The sequence below is a fragment of the uncultured Granulicatella sp. genome, from assembly GCF_963528195.1.
Taxonomy (GTDB): Bacteria; Bacillota; Bacilli; order Lactobacillales; family Aerococcaceae; genus Granulicatella.
This window is the reverse complement of record NZ_CAURVN010000023.1, coordinates 1-22,094: the sequence shown is the minus strand read 5'-3', so window position 1 is coordinate 22,094 and position 22,094 is coordinate 1. Positions and strand designations below refer to the sequence as shown.

19 protein-coding genes are annotated in these 22,094 nt (G+C 33.8%); 2 read left to right on the top strand and 17 right to left on the bottom strand.

Annotation, left to right across the window (positions count from 1 at the left end):
* The 7 genes from RWR88_RS06415 to pta form a co-directional block, all read right to left on the bottom strand.
* On the bottom strand, positions 1-2,368 hold a 2,368-nt coding region (locus RWR88_RS06415; protein WP_314451251.1), incomplete at its 3' end, for a SasC/FmtB family protein.
* Positions 2,369-3,041: 673 nt separating this feature from the next.
* A complete protein-coding gene (gene typA / locus RWR88_RS06410) occupies positions 3,042-4,892 on the bottom strand; it encodes a translational GTPase TypA (RefSeq protein ID WP_314451249.1) in 1,851 nt (616 codons plus the stop codon).
* 193 nt (positions 4,893-5,085) lie between these two features.
* Complete coding sequence (proC, locus tag RWR88_RS06405; RefSeq protein ID WP_314451247.1) at positions 5,086-5,883, bottom strand: pyrroline-5-carboxylate reductase; 798 nt, start codon at positions 5,881-5,883, stop codon at positions 5,086-5,088.
* A gap of 1 nt (position 5,884) precedes the next feature.
* Positions 5,885-7,132 carry a glutamate-5-semialdehyde dehydrogenase gene (locus tag RWR88_RS06400; RefSeq protein WP_314451254.1) on the bottom strand — a complete coding sequence of 416 codons (1,248 nt, stop codon included), beginning with the start codon at positions 7,130-7,132 and terminating at the stop codon, positions 5,885-5,887.
* A gap of 10 nt (positions 7,133-7,142) precedes the next feature.
* Positions 7,143-8,249, bottom strand: a complete 1,107-nt coding sequence (proB, locus tag RWR88_RS06395; RefSeq protein ID WP_314451246.1) for a glutamate 5-kinase — start codon at positions 8,247-8,249, stop codon at positions 7,143-7,145.
* Between the two features lie 20 nt (positions 8,250-8,269).
* On the bottom strand, positions 8,270-10,924 hold the full coding sequence (polA, locus tag RWR88_RS06390) for a DNA polymerase I (protein WP_314451253.1): 2,655 nt from the start codon (positions 10,922-10,924) through the stop codon (positions 8,270-8,272).
* Between the two features lie 633 nt (positions 10,925-11,557).
* Positions 11,558-12,541, bottom strand: a complete 984-nt coding sequence (gene pta / locus RWR88_RS06385; RefSeq protein ID WP_314451245.1) for a phosphate acetyltransferase — start codon at positions 12,539-12,541, stop codon at positions 11,558-11,560.
* Between the two features lie 203 nt (positions 12,542-12,744).
* Between pta and RWR88_RS06380 the strand changes: the two genes are divergently transcribed.
* Both RWR88_RS06380 and RWR88_RS06375 read left to right on the top strand, forming a co-directional pair.
* A complete protein-coding gene (locus RWR88_RS06380; protein WP_314349973.1) occupies positions 12,745-13,515 on the top strand; it encodes a threonine/serine exporter family protein in 771 nt (256 codons plus the stop codon).
* Positions 13,512-13,949 carry a threonine/serine exporter family protein gene (locus RWR88_RS06375; protein WP_314256097.1) on the top strand — a complete coding sequence of 146 codons (438 nt, stop codon included), beginning with the start codon at positions 13,512-13,514 and terminating at the stop codon, positions 13,947-13,949. The genes RWR88_RS06380 and RWR88_RS06375 overlap by 4 nt, the downstream gene beginning before the upstream one ends.
* Positions 13,950-13,975: 26 nt before the next feature.
* Here the strand turns inward: RWR88_RS06375 and RWR88_RS06370 are convergent, their stop codons facing one another.
* From RWR88_RS06370 to RWR88_RS06325, 10 genes are all read right to left on the bottom strand, one after another.
* On the bottom strand, positions 13,976-14,623 hold the full coding sequence (locus RWR88_RS06370) for a DivIVA domain-containing protein (protein ID WP_314349974.1): 648 nt from the start codon (positions 14,621-14,623) through the stop codon (positions 13,976-13,978).
* Positions 14,624-14,637: 14 nt separating this feature from the next.
* A complete protein-coding gene (locus tag RWR88_RS06365) occupies positions 14,638-15,426 on the bottom strand; it encodes an RNA-binding protein (RefSeq protein ID WP_314451244.1) in 789 nt (262 codons plus the stop codon).
* A gap of 12 nt (positions 15,427-15,438) precedes the next feature.
* Complete coding sequence (locus RWR88_RS06360) at positions 15,439-15,702, bottom strand: YggT family protein (protein ID WP_314349976.1); 264 nt, start codon at positions 15,700-15,702, stop codon at positions 15,439-15,441.
* A gap of 35 nt (positions 15,703-15,737) precedes the next feature.
* The gene (locus RWR88_RS06355) at positions 15,738-16,166 is read right to left on the bottom strand and encodes a cell division protein SepF (RefSeq protein WP_314451242.1); all 429 of its coding nucleotides are present in this window, start codon (positions 16,164-16,166) and stop codon (positions 15,738-15,740) included.
* 10 nt (positions 16,167-16,176) lie between these two features.
* Positions 16,177-16,836 carry a YggS family pyridoxal phosphate-dependent enzyme gene (locus tag RWR88_RS06350; RefSeq protein WP_314451240.1) on the bottom strand — a complete coding sequence of 220 codons (660 nt, stop codon included), beginning with the start codon at positions 16,834-16,836 and terminating at the stop codon, positions 16,177-16,179.
* Entirely contained in the window at positions 16,836-18,125 is a 1,290-nt protein-coding gene (gene ftsZ / locus RWR88_RS06345) for a cell division protein FtsZ (RefSeq protein ID WP_314451238.1), read from the bottom strand. The genes RWR88_RS06350 and ftsZ overlap by 1 nt, the downstream gene beginning before the upstream one ends.
* A 23-nt stretch (positions 18,126-18,148) precedes the next feature.
* Positions 18,149-19,474: a cell division protein FtsA gene (ftsA, locus tag RWR88_RS06340; RefSeq protein WP_314451236.1), complete on the bottom strand. Its 1,326-nt coding sequence runs from the start codon at positions 19,472-19,474 to the stop codon at positions 18,149-18,151.
* A 124-nt stretch (positions 19,475-19,598) separates the two neighbouring features.
* Positions 19,599-20,393, bottom strand: a complete 795-nt coding sequence (locus RWR88_RS06335; protein ID WP_314451234.1) for an FtsQ-type POTRA domain-containing protein — start codon at positions 20,391-20,393, stop codon at positions 19,599-19,601.
* Between the two features lie 20 nt (positions 20,394-20,413).
* A complete protein-coding gene (gene murG / locus RWR88_RS06330) occupies positions 20,414-21,511 on the bottom strand; it encodes an undecaprenyldiphospho-muramoylpentapeptide beta-N-acetylglucosaminyltransferase (RefSeq protein WP_314451232.1) in 1,098 nt (365 codons plus the stop codon).
* A gap of 17 nt (positions 21,512-21,528) precedes the next feature.
* Positions 21,529-21,981, bottom strand: a complete 453-nt coding sequence (locus RWR88_RS06325) for a glutamate ligase domain-containing protein (protein ID WP_314451252.1) — start codon at positions 21,979-21,981, stop codon at positions 21,529-21,531.
* Between the last annotated feature and the right edge of the window lie 113 nt (positions 21,982-22,094).

The following is a 22,094-nucleotide window of genomic DNA, read 5'->3' as shown; positions in this document are numbered from 1 at the left end:
TTAATGCTGCTTTAGCTTCTGTGATGGCTCTTAAGGCTGCATCTACTTGGTCTTGCGTCGCATTTTGATCGTTTATTACAGTATTTCCTTTCGTAATCGCTGAATCATACGCATCCCTTTTCGTTTTGTCTGCATTATAATACTTAAAGTTTCCTTTAACAGTGGATTCTTCTCTTACTGCTTTTTCTAACTCTGTCTTATTTCCTTTATCAACTAACAATCCTGCAGCTGTATCTAATTTTCTTTTTATTTCGGCTACCTTGCTTAATGCCGTATCTACCTCTGCTTTGGTTGCATTATTCCCTTTAGCTATAATATTCGATACTTCTGTTTTTATCGAATTGTAATCTTGTTCAAACTTTTTAAACTCTTCATTATATTTATCAATACTCTTTGGTGTTTTGTTTTCTGTTGATGCCTTTGTTAACTCAGCTACTTTAGCTGATAAATTATTTTTTTCAGTCGTCGTAGCTGCAATCGTTAAACTATTTTGTTTTGCTCTCAATAAATCGACTTGTTTATTAATCTCACTTTGGCTCTTACGTTTATTAACAGGAACATTTTTCTGTTCTTCATTTAAAATTTCTCTTGCTTTTGTAATTTCATCTTGAAATTTTTTCCATGATTCTGGAGTATATTTGTTCTGATTTAAATTAGCTGCTCCAGCAACAGCTGTTTCCAATTCAGTTTTAAACATTTTTAATTCCACATTTTGATCTGGAATTGGAACAACTCCTGTTTTCGTTTCTCCATATGGTACAGCTTGACTATTTTGCCATGTTTTATATTCTACTCTTCCCACTAAATTCGTGATACTCGGTGTTCCCGCTGGAATATTAACTGTATATTTAAATGTCTTCTCTTTTTTATCACCAATTGACCCTAAATCAAGCTCCATTTTTTCGCTATACGTTTTTCCATTATACGTTACAGTTACTCCTTGTGGAAGATCCACTTTATATTTAACTCCACTGTCGGTAGATTCCCACCCTTTATTTTCAACTTTAACCGTTATCTCTTTACTGGTCGTAGTCACATCTCTCGAACTGGACGTCACTTCATATTTCGTTTGATTGTCTTTAGCAACAACATAGGCACCGGTATTCACCCTAACATTGCTTAAAATACCACCAGGGTATAATTTAGTTCCATTTTTTGATATAAAAGAATCATCATAATCTTGATGACTATGCGTAAAATTATCAGCATCTTCAAATTCTAATCTAATCTTAGTTACATCTTTTGGAACATTGATAAATGCTAGACCATCAGAAAAACCTGATAATTCATTTGGCCTCCCAGTATAATATACTTCCCCCGTATCAGGATTCTTAACTGTCATTTTTACAGTAGACCAACCATATCCATTACCAAAACCTGTTGTGCGGTATTTCACTAAAACTTCAGAACCAGGAGCGACTTTTATATCTTGATAAATTTTGCCGATTGTGTCTACTTTATCTGTCCCTGGATTATTACCTGTTTTAAGACTTCTATACCCAGCCATTACAACTCCATAAGGATGATTCCAATCAATAGAACCACCTGTAACCCACGCTGCTCTTTTACTTGTATTAGCAATCGGAATTTCAGTTTGTTTAGAATCAACAACTTTCCATCCAACAACATTGCTCGCATCATTTGTTACAATTTTTTCATTTCCAGTAGGTTTAACTGTTCCTTCTTCAAAGTTACCATTTATAATACTAACACCTACTTCATTATTAGCATGTGTATCCGTTGTAGTTGCATCTGTACGGAATGGATTACTTCTATCCAATGCTTTTCCATGACGTTCATCTCTAGAACCTGAGTTTGCGATTGAGTTAGAGTTTGATGCTTTCTCAGTGTTTGTTGCTTTTTTACCTACAGTAGCTTTTCCATTTGTCGTATCTACTGCTGGTGCTTCTTTTTTCTCTTCAGGTTTTGTTTGTAATTTTGTTGTTGCTACAATTAAATTTGCGTGTGCTTGTGTTAATTCAGCTTGTGTTTTTGCATTGTTTAATACAGATTTTGCTTCATCTAAAGCTGTTTTTAATTGATTCACACTTTCTTCTGTTTTGTTAGCGTAAGTACCTTTAGCAAACTTACCTTCAATTTCTTCAATTAATTTTGTTAAGCTTGTTTTATCTAAAGTTTCTCCCTTTTTACTCTCTGTTTCTTCTGTCCGCTTTTCATTTTTCTTTGCTTCTTCTTTATTTGTAACAGTGTTTTGTTCTCCATTTACTGCTTGAACTTCACTCGCAGAAACTGCTGCATTCCCCATTAATAAATATAAGGCTGATATCACCACTGATGCAGCCCCAAAACTCACTTTTCTAATTGAATAACGTAATTGTTTTTCTTTATAATCTTTTCTATTAAACACTTTTATTTTCTCCTATTCTATTTATTAACCTCATAACAAATTTTATTTCCTCATCCAAAAACTCTCATTATGAATCTATCAAAATTGACTATTGTCAGACTTCTCCCATTTATTACTTTGTATTCTCTCACAAAATAAAAAAGGAGTCTTTACAAAGAATCCATTGAAAACTACTGTTCTAACTATAACTATTTTTAATTTCAGGGCAAAATAATTCTCGAACTTTTCATGGGATTTTCCAATTCAATCATCAATTGTTTTACTCAAAATTACTCAACGTACAACTAAATATACTTTTATAAGTATACCCCCCCCCCGAAAATTTGTCAAATTATACGCTTTGAAATTGTGAAAAAAGTTTAACTAAATTTATCAAATAGATAAAATAAAAAACGACTTTGCATAATAGCTTTAGCAATGAAACTCGTTTCAACGAGGCTTCTCACGCCGTAGCTACTATAAAGCAAAGTCAACTTATATTCGTACCCTTATAAAACACGTTCAAAATAGAAATGACTTTGCATAGTAGCTCTAGTGATAAAATCCATTAAAGGATTTTATCACCGGAAAATTTGAGATCTTAGGCTCAAATTTTAGCAATGAGCCTCATATCAAGAAGGCTGCTTGCGCCGTAACTGCTATTAGCAAAGTCAATTTCTATAAAGTATAAATATTAATTATTCTCAGCTTCCGCTTGTTTTTTACGTTTATTTGCTTTTTCACGCTCACCTTTGTTTAAGATTTGTTTTCTTAAACGAATAGTTTCTGGTGTGATTTCGCAATATTCATCATCTGATAAGAATTCTAATGATTCTTCTAATGATAATTTCTTCGGTGTTTTAATCACAGAAGTTTGGTCTTTCGTTGCTGAACGAATATTAGTTTGTTGTTTTGCTTTCGTAATATTAACTGCTAAGTCATTTTCACGAGAGTGTTCCCCAACAATCATTCCTTCATAAATTTCTGTACCTGGTTCAGTAAAGATTACCCCACGATCTTCAACACCCATAATTCCGTAAGTTGTTGATTTACCAGTATCTGTAGATACTAATGCACCATTTCTACGTCCACCAATATTTGCAGCAATATATGGTAAATATTGATCGAATGTGTGGTTCATAATTCCGTATCCACGAGTCATTGATAAGAACTCAGTTGTATATCCTAATAATCCACGAGCTGGCACTAAGAATACGATACGAACTTGTCCATTTTCACTATGTTGCATATCTTGCATTTCACCTTTACGGTTACTTAATGATTCAATAATTGAACCCATGTATTCTTCTGGAGTATCAATTTGTACACGTTCAAATGGTTCACATTTTACGCCATCAATTTCTTTAATAATTACTTCTGGACGAGATACTTGTAATTCATATCCTTCACGACGCATATTTTCGATTAAGATTGATAAGTGTAATTCTCCACGTCCTGATACAATCCATGCATCTGGTGAATCCGTTGGTTCTACTTTTAGAGATACGTCTGTTTGTAATTCACGCATTAAACGTTCTTCGATTTTACGTGCTGTTACATATTTACCTTCACGTCCTGCAAATGGTGAGTTATTTGTCAAGAATGTCATTTGTAATGTTGGTTCATCAATGTGTAAAACTGGTAATGATTCTTGTGCATCTACTGGTGTTACAGTTTCCCCAACGAAGATATCTTCCATCCCTGAAACAGCGATTAAGTCTCCTGCTTTTGCTTCATTGATTTCTAAACGATTTAATCCGAAGAAACCAAATAATTTTGTAACACGGAAGTTTTTCTTAGTTCCATCTAATTTTAATAGAGATACTTGGTCACCAACTTTTACAGTTCCACGGAATACACGTCCGATACCGATACGTCCAACATATTCGTTATAATCTAATAATGACACTTGGAATTGTAAAGGCTCATCTGAATTATCAATTGGTGCTGGAATATGTTCGATAATTGTATCAAATAAATAATCCATTGTTGGTTCTTGGTCTGCAGGATTATCTGACATACTAGAAGTTCCATTTAATGCTGAAGCATAAACTACAGGGAATTCTAATTGATCATCATCTGCTCCTAATTCGATAAATAATTCTAATACTTCATCAACCACTTCTTCTGGACGAGCAGCGTCACGGTCGATTTTATTAACTACTACGATTGGTGTTAAATGTTGTTCCAATGCTTTTTTCAACACGAAACGTGTTTGAGGCATTGTTCCTTCATAAGCATCTACAACTAAAACTACACCGTCTACCATTTTCATGATACGTTCTACTTCTCCACCGAAGTCCGCGTGTCCAGGTGTATCCATAATGTTAATACGAGTACCTTTATATTGAACAGCAGTATTTTTTGCTAAAATCGTAATACCACGTTCACGTTCAATATCGTTTGAGTCCATTGCACGTTCTGATAATTCTGTACGTGCATCTAATGTTTCTGATTGTTTTAATAATTCGTCTACTAATGTTGTTTTACCATGGTCAACGTGAGCGATAATGGCAATATTACGAATATCATTTCTTAATTTCATGTTTTCCTCCAATTTGTAACAAAATGAAAGTGATGGAATACGCTTAAAAAGGGAATTTCCATCACTCAAACCTCTTTTCAACTCAGAAATTATACTACAAAAATCTCACAAACTCAATTCATATGATTATTTAACATATAGATTTGTAATATTTTTTTCACATCGAGTAAGAATTGATTTCATTTTAATTTCTTTACTTACCTAATTCTTCTGTTCTTTGTTTAGCACATCTAGTCGCTTCGATGACACTTGATCTAAATCCTGTTTGTTCTAATGAAATCACTCCAGCGATTGTTGATCCTCCTGGGCTGCAAACTTTTTCTTTTAAAATAGCTGGATGCTCCTTCGTTTCACCAACCATACTTGCGGATCCTTTTACTGTTTGAGTCGCTAATTGTAGCGCAACTTCTCTAGATAAGCCCATACCCACTCCTGCTTGTGCTAATGCTTCAATAAAGATATAAACAAAAGCTGGGCCACAACCTGCTAATGCTGTAGCAGCATCTATTTGAGCTTCCGGCAATTCTATTAATAGACCTGCACTTTGAAGCAAACGAACAAATTCCTCTTTATACGATGTAGTCACATTTTTCCCAAGAGAAAAACTAATCACACCTTCTGCTACTTGTAGTGGTGTATTTGGCATCATACGAATCCAACGATGACGCGTATCTGTCATTGACTCTAACTGTTCTAAAGTCACTCCAGCAGCCATACTAATCAATAGGATAGACTCTCGTTGCTCTAAGATATTTTTGTTTTCTTCTAATAACTCTTGAATTTGATTTGGTTTTACTCCTAAAAAAATTACGTTTGCTTGTTCAAAAACTTGTCTATTAGTAACTGCTGTAGCGTTTAATTCTTCTGCTAAATTTACTGCCTTTTCATGAGTACGGTTAGCAAGTAATACTGGATAAGTGTCATGTTTAGCCGCAATTGTCGCAATGATGCTTCCCATATTTCCTAAACCGATGATTCCAATCGTTTTCATCTTATCTCACCTGACCTTCTCCATACACAATGTATTTATAAGTTGTCATTTCTTTTAACCCCATTGGCCCTCTTGCATGTAATTTTTGAGTGGAAATTCCCATTTCACATCCTAGGCCAAATTCTCCACCATCAGTAAATCGAGTAGAAGCATTCACATAAACCGCAGCACTATCCACTCTTGTTGTAAAGAATTCAATCGCATCATCTGATTCTGAAATAATCGCATCAGAATGATGAGTACTATGCGTTTCAATATGACCCACTGCTTCTTCAATCGAACTTACAACTTTTACAGCCATAATATAGTCAGAAAACTCCGTATCAAAATCTTCTTTTTGAGCTTTCACTCCTGAAATGTATTGAGCTGCTTTTTCATCAACTCTTAACTCAACCGCTGGAGTATGATTATCCACTAAAGTTGTTTTTAGTAATGGTAAAAATTGAGGTGCAATAGCTTCATGAACCACACAAACTTCCATCGCATTACATACAGATGGACGACTCATTTTAGCATTTTCGACAATCTTCATCGCTTTTTCTAAATCGGCATCTTTATCAATATAAATATGCACAATTCCTGTGCCTGTTTCAATAACTGGGACAATCGCATTTTCAATAACTGCACGAATTAATCCAGCTCCACCTCGAGGAATTAATACATCGATATAGCCTTTTGCTTTCATTAATGCCATCGCACTTTCTCGACTCGTATCACTGACTAATTGAATACATTCTGGAGAAATACTAGTTTTGGCTAATCCTTTTTTCAAGGCTGTCACAATGGCAAAAGCACTTTGATATGCTTCCTTCCCACCTCTTAATACAACCGCATTTCCACTCTTAATCGATAAAGCTACTGCATCTGACGTAACATTCGGTCTGCTCTCATAAATAATTCCAATCACACCAAATGGCACTCTCTTTTTCTTAATTTGAATATTTTGTGCGCCAACTGTTTCTTCAATGACTTCTCCAACTGGATCGGGTAATTGAGCTACTTGTCGAATACCTTCAGCCATTGCTTGTATTCTTGATTCATCCAATCTCAAACGATCCAGCATTACGTCAGTGATATGTCCCTTAGCTTTTTCTAAGTCTAATGCATTTGCTTTTAAAATAGCATCTGTATCTTCTAATAAAGCTAAAGCCATTGCTTCTAATGCTTCATTTTTGGACTTTGTTGAAGCAATATTGATTTCTTTTTTAAATTGATTCACAGTTTCTAACAATTGTTGGGTAGTCAATATGCATGCCTCCTTAAAATTCTTGTTCTAATAGCTCTAACTCTCCAGAAATAGTCATCCAATCATCTCGATGAATCACAATTCCTTTTCGATTGTTTTTCGATAATTGTTGTGCAATAGCGTATTTACTTAAGCGAGTTTGTCCTTTTCCAATCACTTGATAATGTTCATCTACAACGGTCACGATTTCGGATTCATAAAACTCTCCCTCAACAGCTTTCACACCCGAGATTAATAAGCTCTTACCTTCTTCTTGTAGAGCCTGTTTTGCTCCAGTATCAACGACTAATTTCCCTTTACTTTTCGCATATAAAGCAAGCCATTGTTTATGAGTTTTCATCACTTTTTCTTGCGCTGTAAAATATGTGCCATCAACAGTTTGGTGAGCTGCTTCAATCAGTGCCTGTTCTTTTAAGGATGAACAAATATAAACAGGAACACCTGCCATTGTCGCAATCGTTGCTGCTTTAATTTTCGTAAACATCCCACCTGTTCCATTGCTACAACCAGCTCCCCCTGCCATTTCGACTAATTCTTTAGTAATTTCATCAATCGTATCAAATCGTTTTGCACTTGGATTTTTTGAAGGATTATCATTATACACGCCATCAACATCTGTTAATAAGACTAATAAATCTGCTTGGACCATTGCTGCTAATTGCGCACTTAAAGTATCGTTATCCCCAACTTTTAACTCCTCAATTGAAACTGTATCATTTTCATTAATAATTGGAATCGCATGACGCGTTAATAATACAGATAACGCTTGATGAGCATTATTGTAACGACGTTTATCGACAAAATCATCTTGTGTTAATAAAATTTGTGCTGAAACAATGCCTTTCATTAATAAATTAGATGTATATTCTTCTAATAATAAACCTTGCCCAACTGCAGCAGAAGCTTGTTTATCTGCAATCTTTGTCGGACGTTTTTTAAATCCTAACGAAGAGAACCCTGCAGCAATTGCCCCAGAAGAAACTAAAATTAATTCATGTCCTTCATCATGTAAAGTAGCCAGTTGTTGCGTAATAGCTTTAACTTTTGCACGTGACAAGCTTCCATCCGGATTCGTTAATGAACTTGTTCCTACTTTGAAAACAATTCTTTTATACTTCATAGTTTCTCCTCCCATCAACTTTATTTTGCTTCATACCAGTTATTACCAATATTACTATCTGCTTTTAATGGCACGGATAAGCTTACCGCATTTTCCATGACTTCTTCTACTAAGCTTTGTAAACTTTCAACTTCTTCAGCTGGTACTTCAAAAATTAATTCATCGTGTACTTGTAATAATAATTTTGCTTGGAAATTTCGTTCTTTCAACTCTCTATCTAACTCAATCATAGCTACTTTTAAAATATCCGCAGCTGTTCCTTGTATTGGAGAATTCATCGCTGTTCTTTCTGCAAATGAACGAATATTAAAATTGCTCGAATGAATTTCTGGTAAATAACGGCGACGATGGAACAATGTTTCTACATAATCTTTTTGACGTGCTTCCGCTACAATAGTTTCCATATAGTCTTTGACTCCTTGGAATTCTTCTAAATAGCGATCAATAAATTCTTTGGCTTTTTTACGTGGAATATTCAGATTTTGAGAGAGCCCATAATCACTAATTCCATACACAATTCCAAAGTTAACAGCCTTCGCCTGTCTTCTCATACTACTTGTCACTTCTTCAGGATTTTGAATTCCAAATACACGCATCGCTGTATTCGTGTGAATATCAATATTATTTTTAAACGCTTCAATCATATGAACATCATTTGCCATATGCGCTAATACACGTAATTCAATTTGAGAATAGTCGCTTGATAAAATCTTCCAATCTGCTTTACTTGGTAAAAATGCTGAACGAACTTGTCGCCCTTCTTCAGTACGAATTGGAATATTTTGTAAGTTTGGATCTTGAGAACTTAGACGTCCTGTTTGCGTTAAGTTTTGTACAAAACGCGTATGAATTTTGCCATCTTCTCTAATATATGTTTGTAAACCATCGATATAAGTAGTCGTTAATTTCTTTAATTGACGATATTCTAATAGAGACTCAACCATTGGAGATTGGTTCGCTAATTTTTCTAATACATCAACCGCTGTTGAATAACCCGTTTTAGTTTTCTTAATGACTGGTAATTTCATTTTTTCAAACAAAATCACGGCTAATTGTTTTGGAGAATTAATATTAAATTCTTCTCCGGCAAATTCATAAATCGTTTGTTCGATTTCTTTGAGACGTTCTTCAAACTGTTCGCCCATTTCAATTAATCGATTTTGATTGACTCGAATTCCTTCAATTTCCATACGAGCTAAAATATCACTCAATGGTAATTCCATTTCCCAATATAAATGAATCTGTTCATTTTCATCCAATTGTTTTAATAAACGTTTTGGTGAAGTTGCTAGTACATAAATTTTAGTGGCTAAATGATTCCAAAATACTTCTTTTTCTTCTGGAACTTTTGTTTTAACGCCTTTTCCATATACTTCTTCATCTGTCTTCAATAGAGAAACGCCGAATCGTTTCGCTACATCATAAATTTCATTTACTATTTCATTGGCATCCACTAGATAAGCTAATAGAGAAACATCATATGTTGCTCCTGCTACTGTTAGACCAAAACGGTTTGCGAATACTTTCATTGCTTTCGTATCAAACATCGTTTTCTCAATGGTTTCATCTGCTAACCATTGTTTAAACGCTTCAGACTGAACAGCTGATTCAATAGAAGTGACATACACTTGTTTTTCCGTTCCGAATGCTACTGCCAAGACTGGAGCAATATGATAGTTGTTATCAAATGATTCAAAATGAACTGTAGTTGCATCTTGCAATTCTTTTTCTGAAATAGTATCAATCCATTGAACGTTTAGACTATCAATACTTTCTTCCTGAACAACTTGCCCACCTTTTTTATTGAGCAAATCTTTTTGGAATGATTGGAAACTCATTTCTTTATAAAAGGCTAGTAGTTCTTCGACATTTTCTTCTTTTCGAAGAGTATCTGCTACGGTAATTTCTAATGGAGAATTGATGTCGATTCTTGCTAATGTTTTACTTAAAAAGGCTAATTCTTTGTCTTGAATTAAATTGTCTTTTAGTTTACTTTTTTTCATTTCTTCGACATGTTCATAAATTCCTTCTACACTTCCGTATTCTTGAAGTAATTTAATAGCGGTTTTTTCACCCACTTTTGTTACGCCTGGGTAATTATCTGATGAGTCGCCCATTAGTCCTTTCATGTCGATAATTTGTTCTGGTGTTAGTCCAAATTTTTCGTTGATAAAAGCTGGAGTGTATTCGACTAATTCGCTTACTCCTTTTGTAGTTATTTTAACGGTAATTTCTGGAGTTGCTAATTGTATTAAGTCTTTGTCTCCAGATAAGACGACTACTTCAAATCCTTCTTTAGATGCTTGGTGAGCTAATGTTCCAATAATGTCGTCGGCTTCGTATTGGTTTAATCGATAATGTGGGATTCCCCATGCATCTAATAAGACGTTGAAGTATGGCATTTGTTCTTTGAATTCTGATGGTGTTTTTGCTCTGCCACCTTTGTATTCTGCATACATTTTTGTACGGAAAGTTGTTTTCCCTGCATCCCACGCTACTAATACATGGGTAGGATTTTCTTGTTCTAATATTGTTTTGAACATTCGGTGGAATGAATACAATGCATTTGTATATAATCCGTTTTGGTTTTTAAATCGGTTTAGATCTAAGATGGAATAAAAGGCACGAAAGGCTAAACTGCTGCCATCTACTAGTAATAATTTTTGTTTCACGATAGGCTCCTCAATTCTTCACAATGTTATTTTCAGTGTACCATATTTTTATAAAAATTTGCATTGATAGCCTATGCGTAATAAAAGCAAGAAGCAAAATTTCTTTTGTGTGCGTGGCTGCCAGTAGCCTCTGCGAGTCTCTTGGCTAAAATTTGAGCCTCGGTCTCAAATTTTGCCTGTAATAGAAGCCATCACAGGCTTCTATTACTTTCGCTACAAAAAAATTTTGCTTCTTGCTTTTTATATGTGATGAACGTTTTTTTCACTACATAAAATATTTTTGTTTCTTGCTTTTATATGATTTTGATGCTCTTTTAGTGACAGCATGTAAAAATGAAAAGTCATGGCTAAAGTTTATGTCTACGTCTAAAACTTAGAAAGAAATTAATAAACGTAACAATCATAACAGAAAACCTACACTCAACTTTTCCCGTAGCAGTAGTAACAGAAACTGGCAAGCCAGATTCTGTTACCGGAAAATTTGAGACCCTAGGCTCAAATTTTAGCAATGAGACTCGCAATAGCGAGGCTGCTTGCGCCGTTGCTACATTTGAAAAGTTTAGTCTAGGGTTTCTGTATACGAAAAAGCATGAAACAATCAGAAACGATTGTTCCATGCTTTCGTTATTTTTTAGATTATGCTTCCATTAAAGCTTGGTTTGCTGTAATGATCGCTAATTTATAAACATCTTCTTCATTACATCCACGAGATAAATCAGAAATTGGTTTGTTTAATCCTTGTAAGATTGGTCCAATTGCTTCAAAGTTACCGAAACGTTGTGCAATTTTATAACCAATATTTCCTGATTGAATTTCAGGGAATACAAATACAGTAGCTTCCCCTGCAACTGGTGAATCTGGTGCTTTTTGCTTACCAACACTTGGTACTAGTGCAGCGTCAAATTGTAATTCACCATCAATATTGTAGTTTGGTGCTAATTCTTTTGCAATACGAGCAGCTTCAACTACTTTTAAAGCTTCCTCAGATTTTGCAGAACCTTTAGTTGAGAAACTTAATAAAGCAACATTTGGTTCAATCCCAAATAATTCCGCAGTTTTAGCAGATTCAACAGCAATTTCAGCTAATTCTTGCGCATTTGGATTAATATTAATAGCACAATCAGAGAATAAATATTTCTTAGATTTATCACTATTGATCATGATAAATGCACCACTAGTACGTGATACACCAGGTTTAGTTTTAATAATTTGTAAAGCTGGACGTACAGTATCTCCTGTAGAGTGAACTGCGCCAGATACTAAACCATCAGCTAAGCCCATATACACCATCATTGTTCCAAAATAAGTAACATCTTTTAATAATTCACGAGCAGCTTCTGGAGTTGCTTTTCCTTTACGACGTTCTACGAAACTTTCCACAACTGCTTCAAAGTCTTCATACGTTTCTGGATTAATAATTGTAATTCCGTTCAAACTAAATCCACGTTTTTGAGCTACTTCTTCAATTTCAGCTCTATCTCCTAATAAAATAGGTTCACATAATTCATCCGCTTTTAAACGAACAACTGCACCCAAAATACGAGGTTCACTTCCTTCAGGGAATACAACTTTTAAGCCTTTCCCTTTAATTTTTCCTGACAATTCTTCAAATAGTTCCACAACTATCCCTCCAATTATTTTCTATCACTATGATACAACAAATTCCTTCTAAAAAACAGTACTAAGTTGAATATTAAGAGAATATTCTTCAAATTTTCATATCTGTTATAGTCTAACGATTAACACAGTTGAAAAGAAAGACTTATTTACACCTCATAAAGTTATGGTATACTAAACTTATTAAGTTTTAAAGGAGATTCATCATGCGAGAATACGCTAAAAAATTGATGGATACTGCCATGCTTGCAGGTCAAATTATGTTAGAATGCAATGCAGAGAGTTATCGTGTAGAAGAAACGATGAATTATATTTTATCTACTTCGCATTTTGCAACTTGTGAAGCCTTCGCAAATGCAACAGGAATTTTTGCAACACTAGACGATGACTGTATTGATTGTATTACTGAAATCCGTCGTGTTCCAAATCGAGATACAAATTTAAATCGAATTTATAAAGTAAATACAATTTCACGTCAATTAGTCAGTGGTGAAATTGATATTGATACTGCTTATGAAAAATTTCAAAATTTAAAAGAATCAGATTATCCTACATGGTTAAAAGATGTCGGATTATTACTGATGTGTGGATGTTATGCAGCACTTTATGGAGCAACTTTATTAGAAATGTTTGTTGCAGGTATTGCTGCAATTGTTTTACCTTTTGTTTATAAACTTGATGCCAAACTTGGACTTGGTATGTTTATTACTAACTTAATTTCTATTATTCCAATAGTCATTATCATTTGCTTTTTACAAGCTAATGTCTTTCCATCTATTCATATTGGAATTCCTATTATTGGAGCAATTATGCCAGCAGTTCCTGGAACAGCTATTACAAATGCCATTCGTGATACTTTACGTGGAGATTATAATTCCGGAACAGCTCGTGCTGTAGAAGCTGCAGTCACTGCTCTATCCATTTCCATTGCTGTAGCAATTGGTCTATTAATTGGAGGAGGTGTGAATCCATTATGATGTTTCAAGTCATTAGTTCAGTCATTGCTGTTTATTTCAGTAGTATTGTATTCGAAGTTCCTAAACGTTTAATCAAATATACCGCCCTAATCGGTGGACTAGGATGGTGGATTTATCTCTTGTTTTTAGAGAGTGCAGGAATGGAGCTTTCTACATATTATAGTGGTCTAACTGTAGCTTTTCTTTCACACATAGCAGCAAGATTTTTCAAAGCTCCTGTCACAGTATTTTTCATTCCAGGATTTTTCCCTCTAGTACCAGGAGCTGGAATGTATCGTACGGCATATGCATTCTTAACAGGTGATTCCGTTAAAGCTCATTATTATTTATCAAGTACAATCGCTGTAGCAGGTATGATTGCATTAGCAATTTTTACAGTAGATTCTCTATTTAGACTTCACTCTATATGGAAAAAACATACAAAAAAAACGTGATACCTTCTTAGTATCACGTTTTTTGCTTATTCAAATCCACCTACAGTAATAACTTCATCTGTTGGAAGAATAATTTCTTGTTGATTTGAATTTGGTTCTTCAAAAGTTGGTACAACTTCTGGAGTTACATCTGGTGTAATTAATTGTTCATTTTTCTTAGCACGTCCAGCTAAAATTGAATCAATTGATGGTGCAGACACTTCAATTTTTGAGTGAGTATTTAATAATAAATCCCATTCTTCATTTTTAATCATTTCTAATTGAGATTCCACCATAATTTGTAATCTTTGACGGAACATACGTGTTTCTTTCTTCAATGCATCTGTTTCACGATTAATTTCAGTTGCTTTTTCTGCAGCTTCTTTTAATAATCTTTCAGCTTCTTTCTCAGCTTCAAAAATAATGATTTCTGCATCTTTACGTGCATTTTCTTTCAAACGATCTGCAGCTTCTTGAGCTACGATAATTGATTTGTTTAATGTTTCTTGAATTGAATTGAAGTATGAAACTTTTTCTTCATTGAATTTTACACGTTTTTCTAAATCTTTATTTTCACGAATTAATTGTTCAACCGTACGAATGACTTCATCTAAATAATCATTTACTTCTTCAGGGTCATATCCTTTAAATTTTGTAGGAAATTCCTTATTATGAATTTCGATTGGTGTTAACATAATTCCAACTCCTCTTATTTGTTTTTCTCGAGCAGACCTATTTCAAGTTTTATTTTATCCTTTTTTGTCCGTCCCTCAATATTTTTTATCTGTATTCTACCATACCCTCTTATGGAAATAATATCAAGTAATTCTATCATAAAATCAGGACGAATTTCTTCAGCCCAGTTAACTTTTACTTTATTACTCTCTACTAATTCCTTCGAACGCTGTCTAGAAATATGAAAAATAGATGCAATTAATGTATCCAATCGTAATGAAGATACAATTGCAGTTGTATATGTCCAATGATCAATCGGTAAAATTAATTCTGTATATTCTTTTTCATCTATTCGAATACTAATTTTTCCAACTTTTTGAAAATTTTGTTTCAAATAAGGTAACATTTGCTTCGTGAGCAATAATTGCCAACGAACCCCATCAGATATAATATCTCCTAATTGGTCACGGTCTATCCCTAAGCCTACCAAAGAACCAAGGATTTGTCCATGACTAATTGAAGAAAATTTAATTGGATAATGAATTTCTATCAATTCAACATCGAACTCTTCTGTTGTTGGTGTATAAAAATCTGGATAAATCATACATCTTTTTCTCTCAGCAGCGATGTATCCACCTTCAAACTGAAATTTAATGTCATCATATTGACCAACAATCGCTTCAACAATAAATTGTTGACGTGGATCTAAAAAGGGTGTCAATATTGGTGCATACTGTTCTTGACAAGAAACGAGCCAAGATTCTACTTTTCGAATAAAATCTTGTTCTTCTTTTCTAAAATGTTGAAATATAGACGTATCCATAACTATCACCTATTAAAATATAAATTTAACAATTTGAATAATGCCTAGTTTTACAAACTGTAAAAATAAAATTCCAAAGATAGCTGAAAAACCAAACATTCCAATTCTTATTTTATCAAAATAAGATAAATATGGTTCACACAACGCTTGAAGCCATCTTGCTAATTTAGTATTTTGCGCTTGTGGTAACCAAGTTAATACAATATAAATTGTAATTAACAATATATAAAGATCAATTGCCCGTAATAATAAACGGATTAATTGAAATAATAACATATCTTTCTCCTTAACATAAATATATTTCCATTAAATTAATAAGAAGAATCCTCATTCTCAACAAAAGAACCTTGCACTTGATAATTTGGAGGAGAACAGATATAAATATCCTCTCTAATTTGTTGGACATCTCCATTAATGGCATAAGTCACTCCCACTACAAAATCAATGACTCTTTTAGCATCTGCAACTTCCATTTTTCTAAAATTAACGATAACTGCTTCACCTTTTAATAAAGCATCCGCAATTCTTTCTGCTTCCGTATAAACAGAAGGCTCTATGACAAAAATTTTTGATACTTTTTTATTTTGTTGAGCTTGTTGAAAAGAAACAACATTTGAAGGTGTTCTTCGATATTCTTGAACATCGGATGAATCATTTCCTTCTTCATACATTTCTTCTTCTACCTCATGATAGCCATCATCTGGATCTAAAAATGTTTTAAATTGATTCCAAAAACCCATACTACTCCTCCTATTCAAACCAAGCAGTACCAATTCTAATAAAGTGTGATCCTTCTTCAATTGCAATGGGATAATCTTGACTCATCCCCATGCTTAATTTTAGCGTAGATGTACTTTGTAGTTTTTTTGAAACTTCTTTTAATTCCCTAAAATAGTTACGAATTGCTTCATCATTTGCTTCAAAAGGAGCCATTGTCATTAAGCCTATTATCTGAATATTTGAATATTGTTTTGCAACTTCATATGCTTCAAAAACTTCTGAAGTTTTAAAGCCATGCTTAGATTCTTCTCCTGAAACATTGACTTCTAAAAAACATTTCAATGGTGAATCCAATCGCTTATCAATTTCTTCCATAATTGATAAACGGTCAATCGCGTGAAAATATTGAATTTGATTCACAATCTGTTTTACTTTTCTTTTTTGTAAAGGGCCAATTAAATGCCAAACAATATCTTCTTGTGAAAAAGCCTTTTGTCGTTCTAATAGCTTTTCAACACGATTCTCCGCAAAATGCCGAAATCCAAGAGAATAAACTTCTTGGATTTCTTCATTCATACGATTTTTAGTTACTATAATGGGACATACTTCTTGTACATCTCTAGAAACTTTGTCGCATGATTGTTGAATGCGAGTTACAATTTGTTCTGCATTACTTTTAATCATGGTCATTAGTTTCTGTTTCTTCTTCTGAAGAATGGTGGTGTGTCTAAAGTATCATCAGATTCATATTTTGTTTCAACTGGAGCTTCTACGAAACTCTTTTGAGAAAATGGAGAATCTGTTTCTGTTGTAGTTTCACGAACAGTTGCTTCACGACGAATATCCCAATCTCCAAAAATATCTTTCTCAGGTTGTTTTTCTTCAACTACTGCTTTTTTCTTTGGTGTTACTTGTTTTTCTTGGAATGTTTGAGGATTATTTCCAATTTCTTTTGTTGAAGCAGGTGTTGTAGGTGTTAATGTTGGACGGCTAGAACGAGCTACTGACTTTTTTGTACCTTTGTGTTCTTCATCAATACCAGTCGCAATAACTGTTACAATTACTTCATCTCCAAGATTTTCATTAATAGATGTTCCAAAGATAATGTTTACATCATTTGTTGCAGCTGCTGCTACGATATCAGAAGCATCTTGTGCTTCAAATAATGTTAAATCAGATCCCCCAGTAATATTTAATAAGATTTGTTCTGCTCCATCAATTGATACTTCTAATAATGGAGAAGAGATAGCTTTTTTAGTAGCTTCTGCTGTACGGTTTTCACCACTAGCAACCCCAATACCCATTAATGCAGAACCTTGATCTTTCATCACTGTTTTAACGTCAGCAAAGTCTAAGTTTACATAACCAGGTGCGATAATTAAATCAGAAATACCTTGAACCCCTTGACGTAATACATTATCTGCTTCACGGAAAGCTTCTAACATAGGAGTCTTTTTATCCACGATTTCTAATAAACGGTTATTTGAAATTGTTACTAATGTATCCACATTAGCTTTCATTTGTGCAACACCTTCTGCTGCATAACGACCACGTTTTGGTCCTTCGAAACTAAATGGACGAGTCACAACCCCAACAGTTAATGCTCCTAATTCTTTTGCAATACGAGCTACGATTGGTGCTGCACCAGTACCAGTTCCTCCACCCATACCAGCTGTAACGAAAATTAAATCCGCTCCTGATAAAGCTTCACGAATACGTTCTTCACTTTCTTCAGCTGCTTTTAAACCGATATCAGGTAATGAACCTGCACCTAAACCTTTTGTTAATTTAGGCCCTAATTGAATTTTAGTTTCTGCTTTTGAATTTGCTAAAGCTTGTGTATCTGTATTGGCAACAATAAATTCAACGCCTTGAACGCCTTCAGCAATCATACGGTTTACAGCATTATTACCTGCGCCCCCTACACCAATGACTTTAATTACTGCGCCTTCTAAATTTGTATCAAATTCGAATTCCATTCTGTTTCCTCCTTAGATTCGTACTAGTCTATAAACATTTTGAAGAAGTTTTTCACTTTATCTCCAAAATTTTCTGATTCAGTTTCTTGTGTTGCTTCCACTTCAGTTTTTGGTTTTTCAACTGGTTGTGGAGCAGTTTCTGCAACTGGACGGCTAGGGCTAGATAAAGGTGTTACTCTTGTTTCAGTCGTTAACTTGCCTTTTTGTGCAATACGATGAACATCATCTAATGATGCTGCATATTGAATTAATCCCATGCTTGTTGCATAAATTGGATTTCTCATCCCCATTTGTTCTGGAATATATGTTTTCACATTTACTCCAAAAATTTCTTGGGCTAATTCAAGTACTCCTGCCATAGAAGATGCTCCACCTGTTAAAACAATTCCTCCAGGTAAGTTTAAAGCATCTACTTGATCTAAAGCACGTTTGATTGTTTCAAAAATTTGAACTTCTCTTGCTTCAATAATTTCTGATAAATAATGTTCATCCACTTTAACAGGATCTTTTTTCCCAATTGTTTCAACTGGGAAGAATTCTTCATCAGAAGTTTCAGTAGAAATAGCATAGCCATACTCACGTTTAATACGTTCTGCATTTTCATAGCTTGCATTTAAAATAACTGAAATATCTTTTGTTACGAAATCTCCACCTTCTTGGTCTACATAAGAGAATTTTAATTGATGATCATGCATTACTGACGCACTAGTTTGTCCGCCACCCATATCAATTAGGATTGTACCAAACTCACGTTCACCTGCTGACATTGCTACTTGACTAATAGCAAGAGGTTGAATGACCATTTCTTCAATATTTAATCCTGCTTTATCAATACAACGTTTGATATTATGAACAATTGTTTTCGGTCCAGTAATCATACTTGCATATAATTCCAATCGAACTCCAATCATCCCTCTAGGATCTTTAATACCATCAAATCCATCAACGATAAATTCTTCGGGAATTACTGAAATAATTTCTCTTTCAGGAGCAACTGAACGAACTTTTGCTGCTGAAATCACATTATGAACATCCACATCTGTAATTTCACGATTTTCGCTTGAAACGGCAATCATGCCATGGCATGGTTCAATCGAAATTTGATTACTTGGGATTCCTACGATAACATCTTTAATTTCAATATTTGATTTTTGTTCTGCTTGTTTAACGGCTTTTTTAATAGATTCGACCGTTTCATCGATATCTACAATTACTCCCCGACTTAGTCCTTGAGATTTTTCATTGCCGACTCCAATAATGTTTAATTGTCCACGAATATATTCAGCAACAACAACTTTAATTGAAGTGGTTCCAATATCTAAACTCACATAAATTCCTTGATTTTTCACGTTTATTGAAACCTCCTACTAATATTTTTTTCATTCACATTTTATAAATAACTATACATTTTCTATTCTACCATATTTCTTTCTAGTTAAGAAAATATTTGAATAATTTTTACAATTTTCTTTTCTATTGAGCATTAATATCTGGTGTATAGAAGATGCCAACTTCCATATCGATTGTTCCAGATTTCATTTTTAATTCATTATAAATACTTGGATAATAATTCAGTTTTTCTCCAATATCTTTTAGTGTTCCAATAACTTTCATTCCATCTTTCATACGAATATGAAGTTTTAAGGGTTTCTTTTCTGGATCTACATATTGAATTTGACGAATCATACTAATCACACTAGGCGAAGTTTTTTTCAACTGATTAGCTAATTGAGTTCGTGATTCTTCATCAAAATTTACTAATTCAGGATACCCTTCTTTATTAACTGGTTCTTCTGTTTGAATCGTTTGAGCATCCTCTAATAATTCCTTATATTTACCATCTTCGTAATAATACCCAATTGCAGGATTTTCTAAAATAGTTAATTGAATGGTATTTAAACCAGATAAAGTAACAGAAGCATCCTTAATTTTAGGATTTCTTTTTGTTAATCTTTGTTGAATCGTTTCGTGTTCAGACAAGATACCCCATATAGTTTTTCCTTTTTTAATTCCAGCTTGTTCTCTTATAGTTTCGACTTCTACTTGCCGATTCCCATATACGTATATAGCCTTTGGTTTTGATAAAGGAGAAATCAAATACACACTCCAGAACATACTAGCTAGGAAAATCCACCATAAAAATTTCATTTCTAATCGATTAAAATGAAAAAATTGTTTGATTAGCTGAAAAAGATTTTTTTTCGGAATCTCCTCGTTTATTTGTGTAGGAGGAGGCGAAGAAGTTGAAGCTTTTTTAAAAAATTTCATATGGCTCCTCCTTTTTCTTTCTACATCATTTCATGTATCATACTTGTTAATCTTGAACTTGCATCTACAATTCCCATTTTCTTAGCTGAAGCAGCCATTGCTTCTTTTTTATGAGAATCTAATAAAATGTGATTAATTTCAGCTAACATTGTTTGAGCATTCAATTCTTTTTCTAAAATCATCGATGCTGCACCTTGATCGACTAACGAACGAGCATTGGCTTCTTGATGATTATTCGTCACATATGGACTTGGAATTAAAACACTTGCTAATCCTAATGCTGTTAATTCTGTTAAAGTTGTTGCGCCACTACGACAAACGACTAAATCCACATTTTGGAATAGTTGTGGCATATCTTTAATATACGGAAAAACAGAAACATTTGGCAATGATTTTTCTAAATTTGTAATCTGATTGTTGATTTTGTCATAATGTACTTCTCCTGTAACCATTATGACATGATAATTTTTATCCGCAAATTCTTCTAAAGCCTCAACGAACACTTCATTCATTCTCTCAGACCCACGACTTCCACCAAAAATAACGACAATTGGTAAATCTGTCTGAACTCCAATTGAAGCTAAATATTCAGGGTTTTTCTTAATTTCGACAACTTCTTGTCCCCTTGGATTTCCAGTCAATACGACCTTGTCACTATATGATGCAAAATCTTTTTTCACATCATCAAAGCAAATCGCAATTTTATTCACCCATTTTGCTAAAAATTTATTTGTTACTCCTGCAACACTATTTTGTTCATGAATAATAGTTGGAATTTTTAACAAACTAGCTGCGAATAATACGGGCGCACAAACATACCCACCTGTACCAATGACAACATCTGGTTTAAATTCTTTTAAAATTTTTCTTGCTTTTATGACACTTGTTACCATATAGTATGCTGTTTTTAAATTCTCTAATGAAAGCGAACGTTTTAACCCTTCGATTTTAATAGATTCAAATGCATACCCTGCTTGAGGAACAATTTTACTTTCTAATCCACGTTTTGTTCCAATATATAAATATTCTACATTCTCTTGTTTTTCTAAATATCTCATAAATGCAAGGGCAGGATAAATATGACCTCCTGTACCTCCGCCAGATACGACAACTCTCATGAATACTTTCCTCTTTCTTATAAATTCTCTACAACTCTAATAAATTCATCCCCACGAATTTCAAAATTCTTAAATTGATCCCAACTCGCGCAAGCTGGTGATAATAAAATAATATCTTCTTCTTTACTAATTTCATAAGCTTTTTTAGTCGCTTCTTCTAATGTATTCACGACTTCAATAACAGGAACACCTGCAACTTTCGCAGCTTCTTGTAATTTTTCTTTTGTTTCACCATACAAAACAATTCCTGATACAGATGTTAAATCGGGAACTAATTCATCAAAACCATTTTTTCTATCTAAACCACCCGCAATTAAAATAACAGATTGATTTATAAAGCTACGTAACGCTGTTTGAGTGGCAATAATATTCGTCGCTTTGGAATCATTGTAGAAACGTCTTTTATTCACTTCTTTTATGAATTGAGTACGGTGTTTTACCCCGTGGAAATTTTGAACAGCTTTTTCAATACCTTCATTTGTAGCTCCTGCTAATTTTGCAATTGCAACTGCCGCTAATACATTTTCAACATTTTGCGTTCCATGAACTTGTATCGTCGAAACAGGAATTACTTTTTAATTAT

Coding starts and splice junctions, on each gene's coding strand:
- typA (WP_314451249.1), bottom strand. CDS start 4,892: ATGAAATTAAGAAATGATATTCGTAATATTGCCATTATCGCTCACGTT.
- proC (WP_314451247.1), bottom strand. CDS start 5,883: ATGAAAACGATTGGAATCATCGGTTTAGGAAATATGGGAAGCATCATT.
- proB (WP_314451246.1), bottom strand. CDS start 8,249: ATGAAGTATAAAAGAATTGTTTTCAAAGTAGGAACAAGTTCATTAACG.
- RWR88_RS06380 (WP_314349973.1), top strand. CDS start 12,745: ATGCGAGAATACGCTAAAAAATTGATGGATACTGCCATGCTTGCAGGT.
- RWR88_RS06375 (WP_314256097.1), top strand. CDS start 13,512: ATGATGTTTCAAGTCATTAGTTCAGTCATTGCTGTTTATTTCAGTAGT.
- RWR88_RS06370 (WP_314349974.1), bottom strand. CDS start 14,623: ATGTTAACACCAATCGAAATTCATAATAAGGAATTTCCTACAAAATTT.
- RWR88_RS06365 (WP_314451244.1), bottom strand. CDS start 15,426: ATGGATACGTCTATATTTCAACATTTTAGAAAAGAAGAACAAGATTTT.
- RWR88_RS06360 (WP_314349976.1), bottom strand. CDS start 15,702: ATGTTATTATTTCAATTAATCCGTTTATTATTACGGGCAATTGATCTT.
- RWR88_RS06355 (WP_314451242.1), bottom strand. CDS start 16,166: ATGGGTTTTTGGAATCAATTTAAAACATTTTTAGATCCAGATGATGGC.
- RWR88_RS06350 (WP_314451240.1), bottom strand. CDS start 16,836: ATGACCATGATTAAAAGTAATGCAGAACAAATTGTAACTCGCATTCAA.
- ftsZ (WP_314451238.1), bottom strand. CDS start 18,125: ATGGAATTCGAATTTGATACAAATTTAGAAGGCGCAGTAATTAAAGTC.
- RWR88_RS06335 (WP_314451234.1), bottom strand. CDS start 20,393: ATGAAATTTTTTAAAAAAGCTTCAACTTCTTCGCCTCCTCCTACACAA.
- murG (WP_314451232.1), bottom strand. CDS start 21,511: ATGAGAGTTGTCGTATCTGGCGGAGGTACAGGAGGTCATATTTATCCT.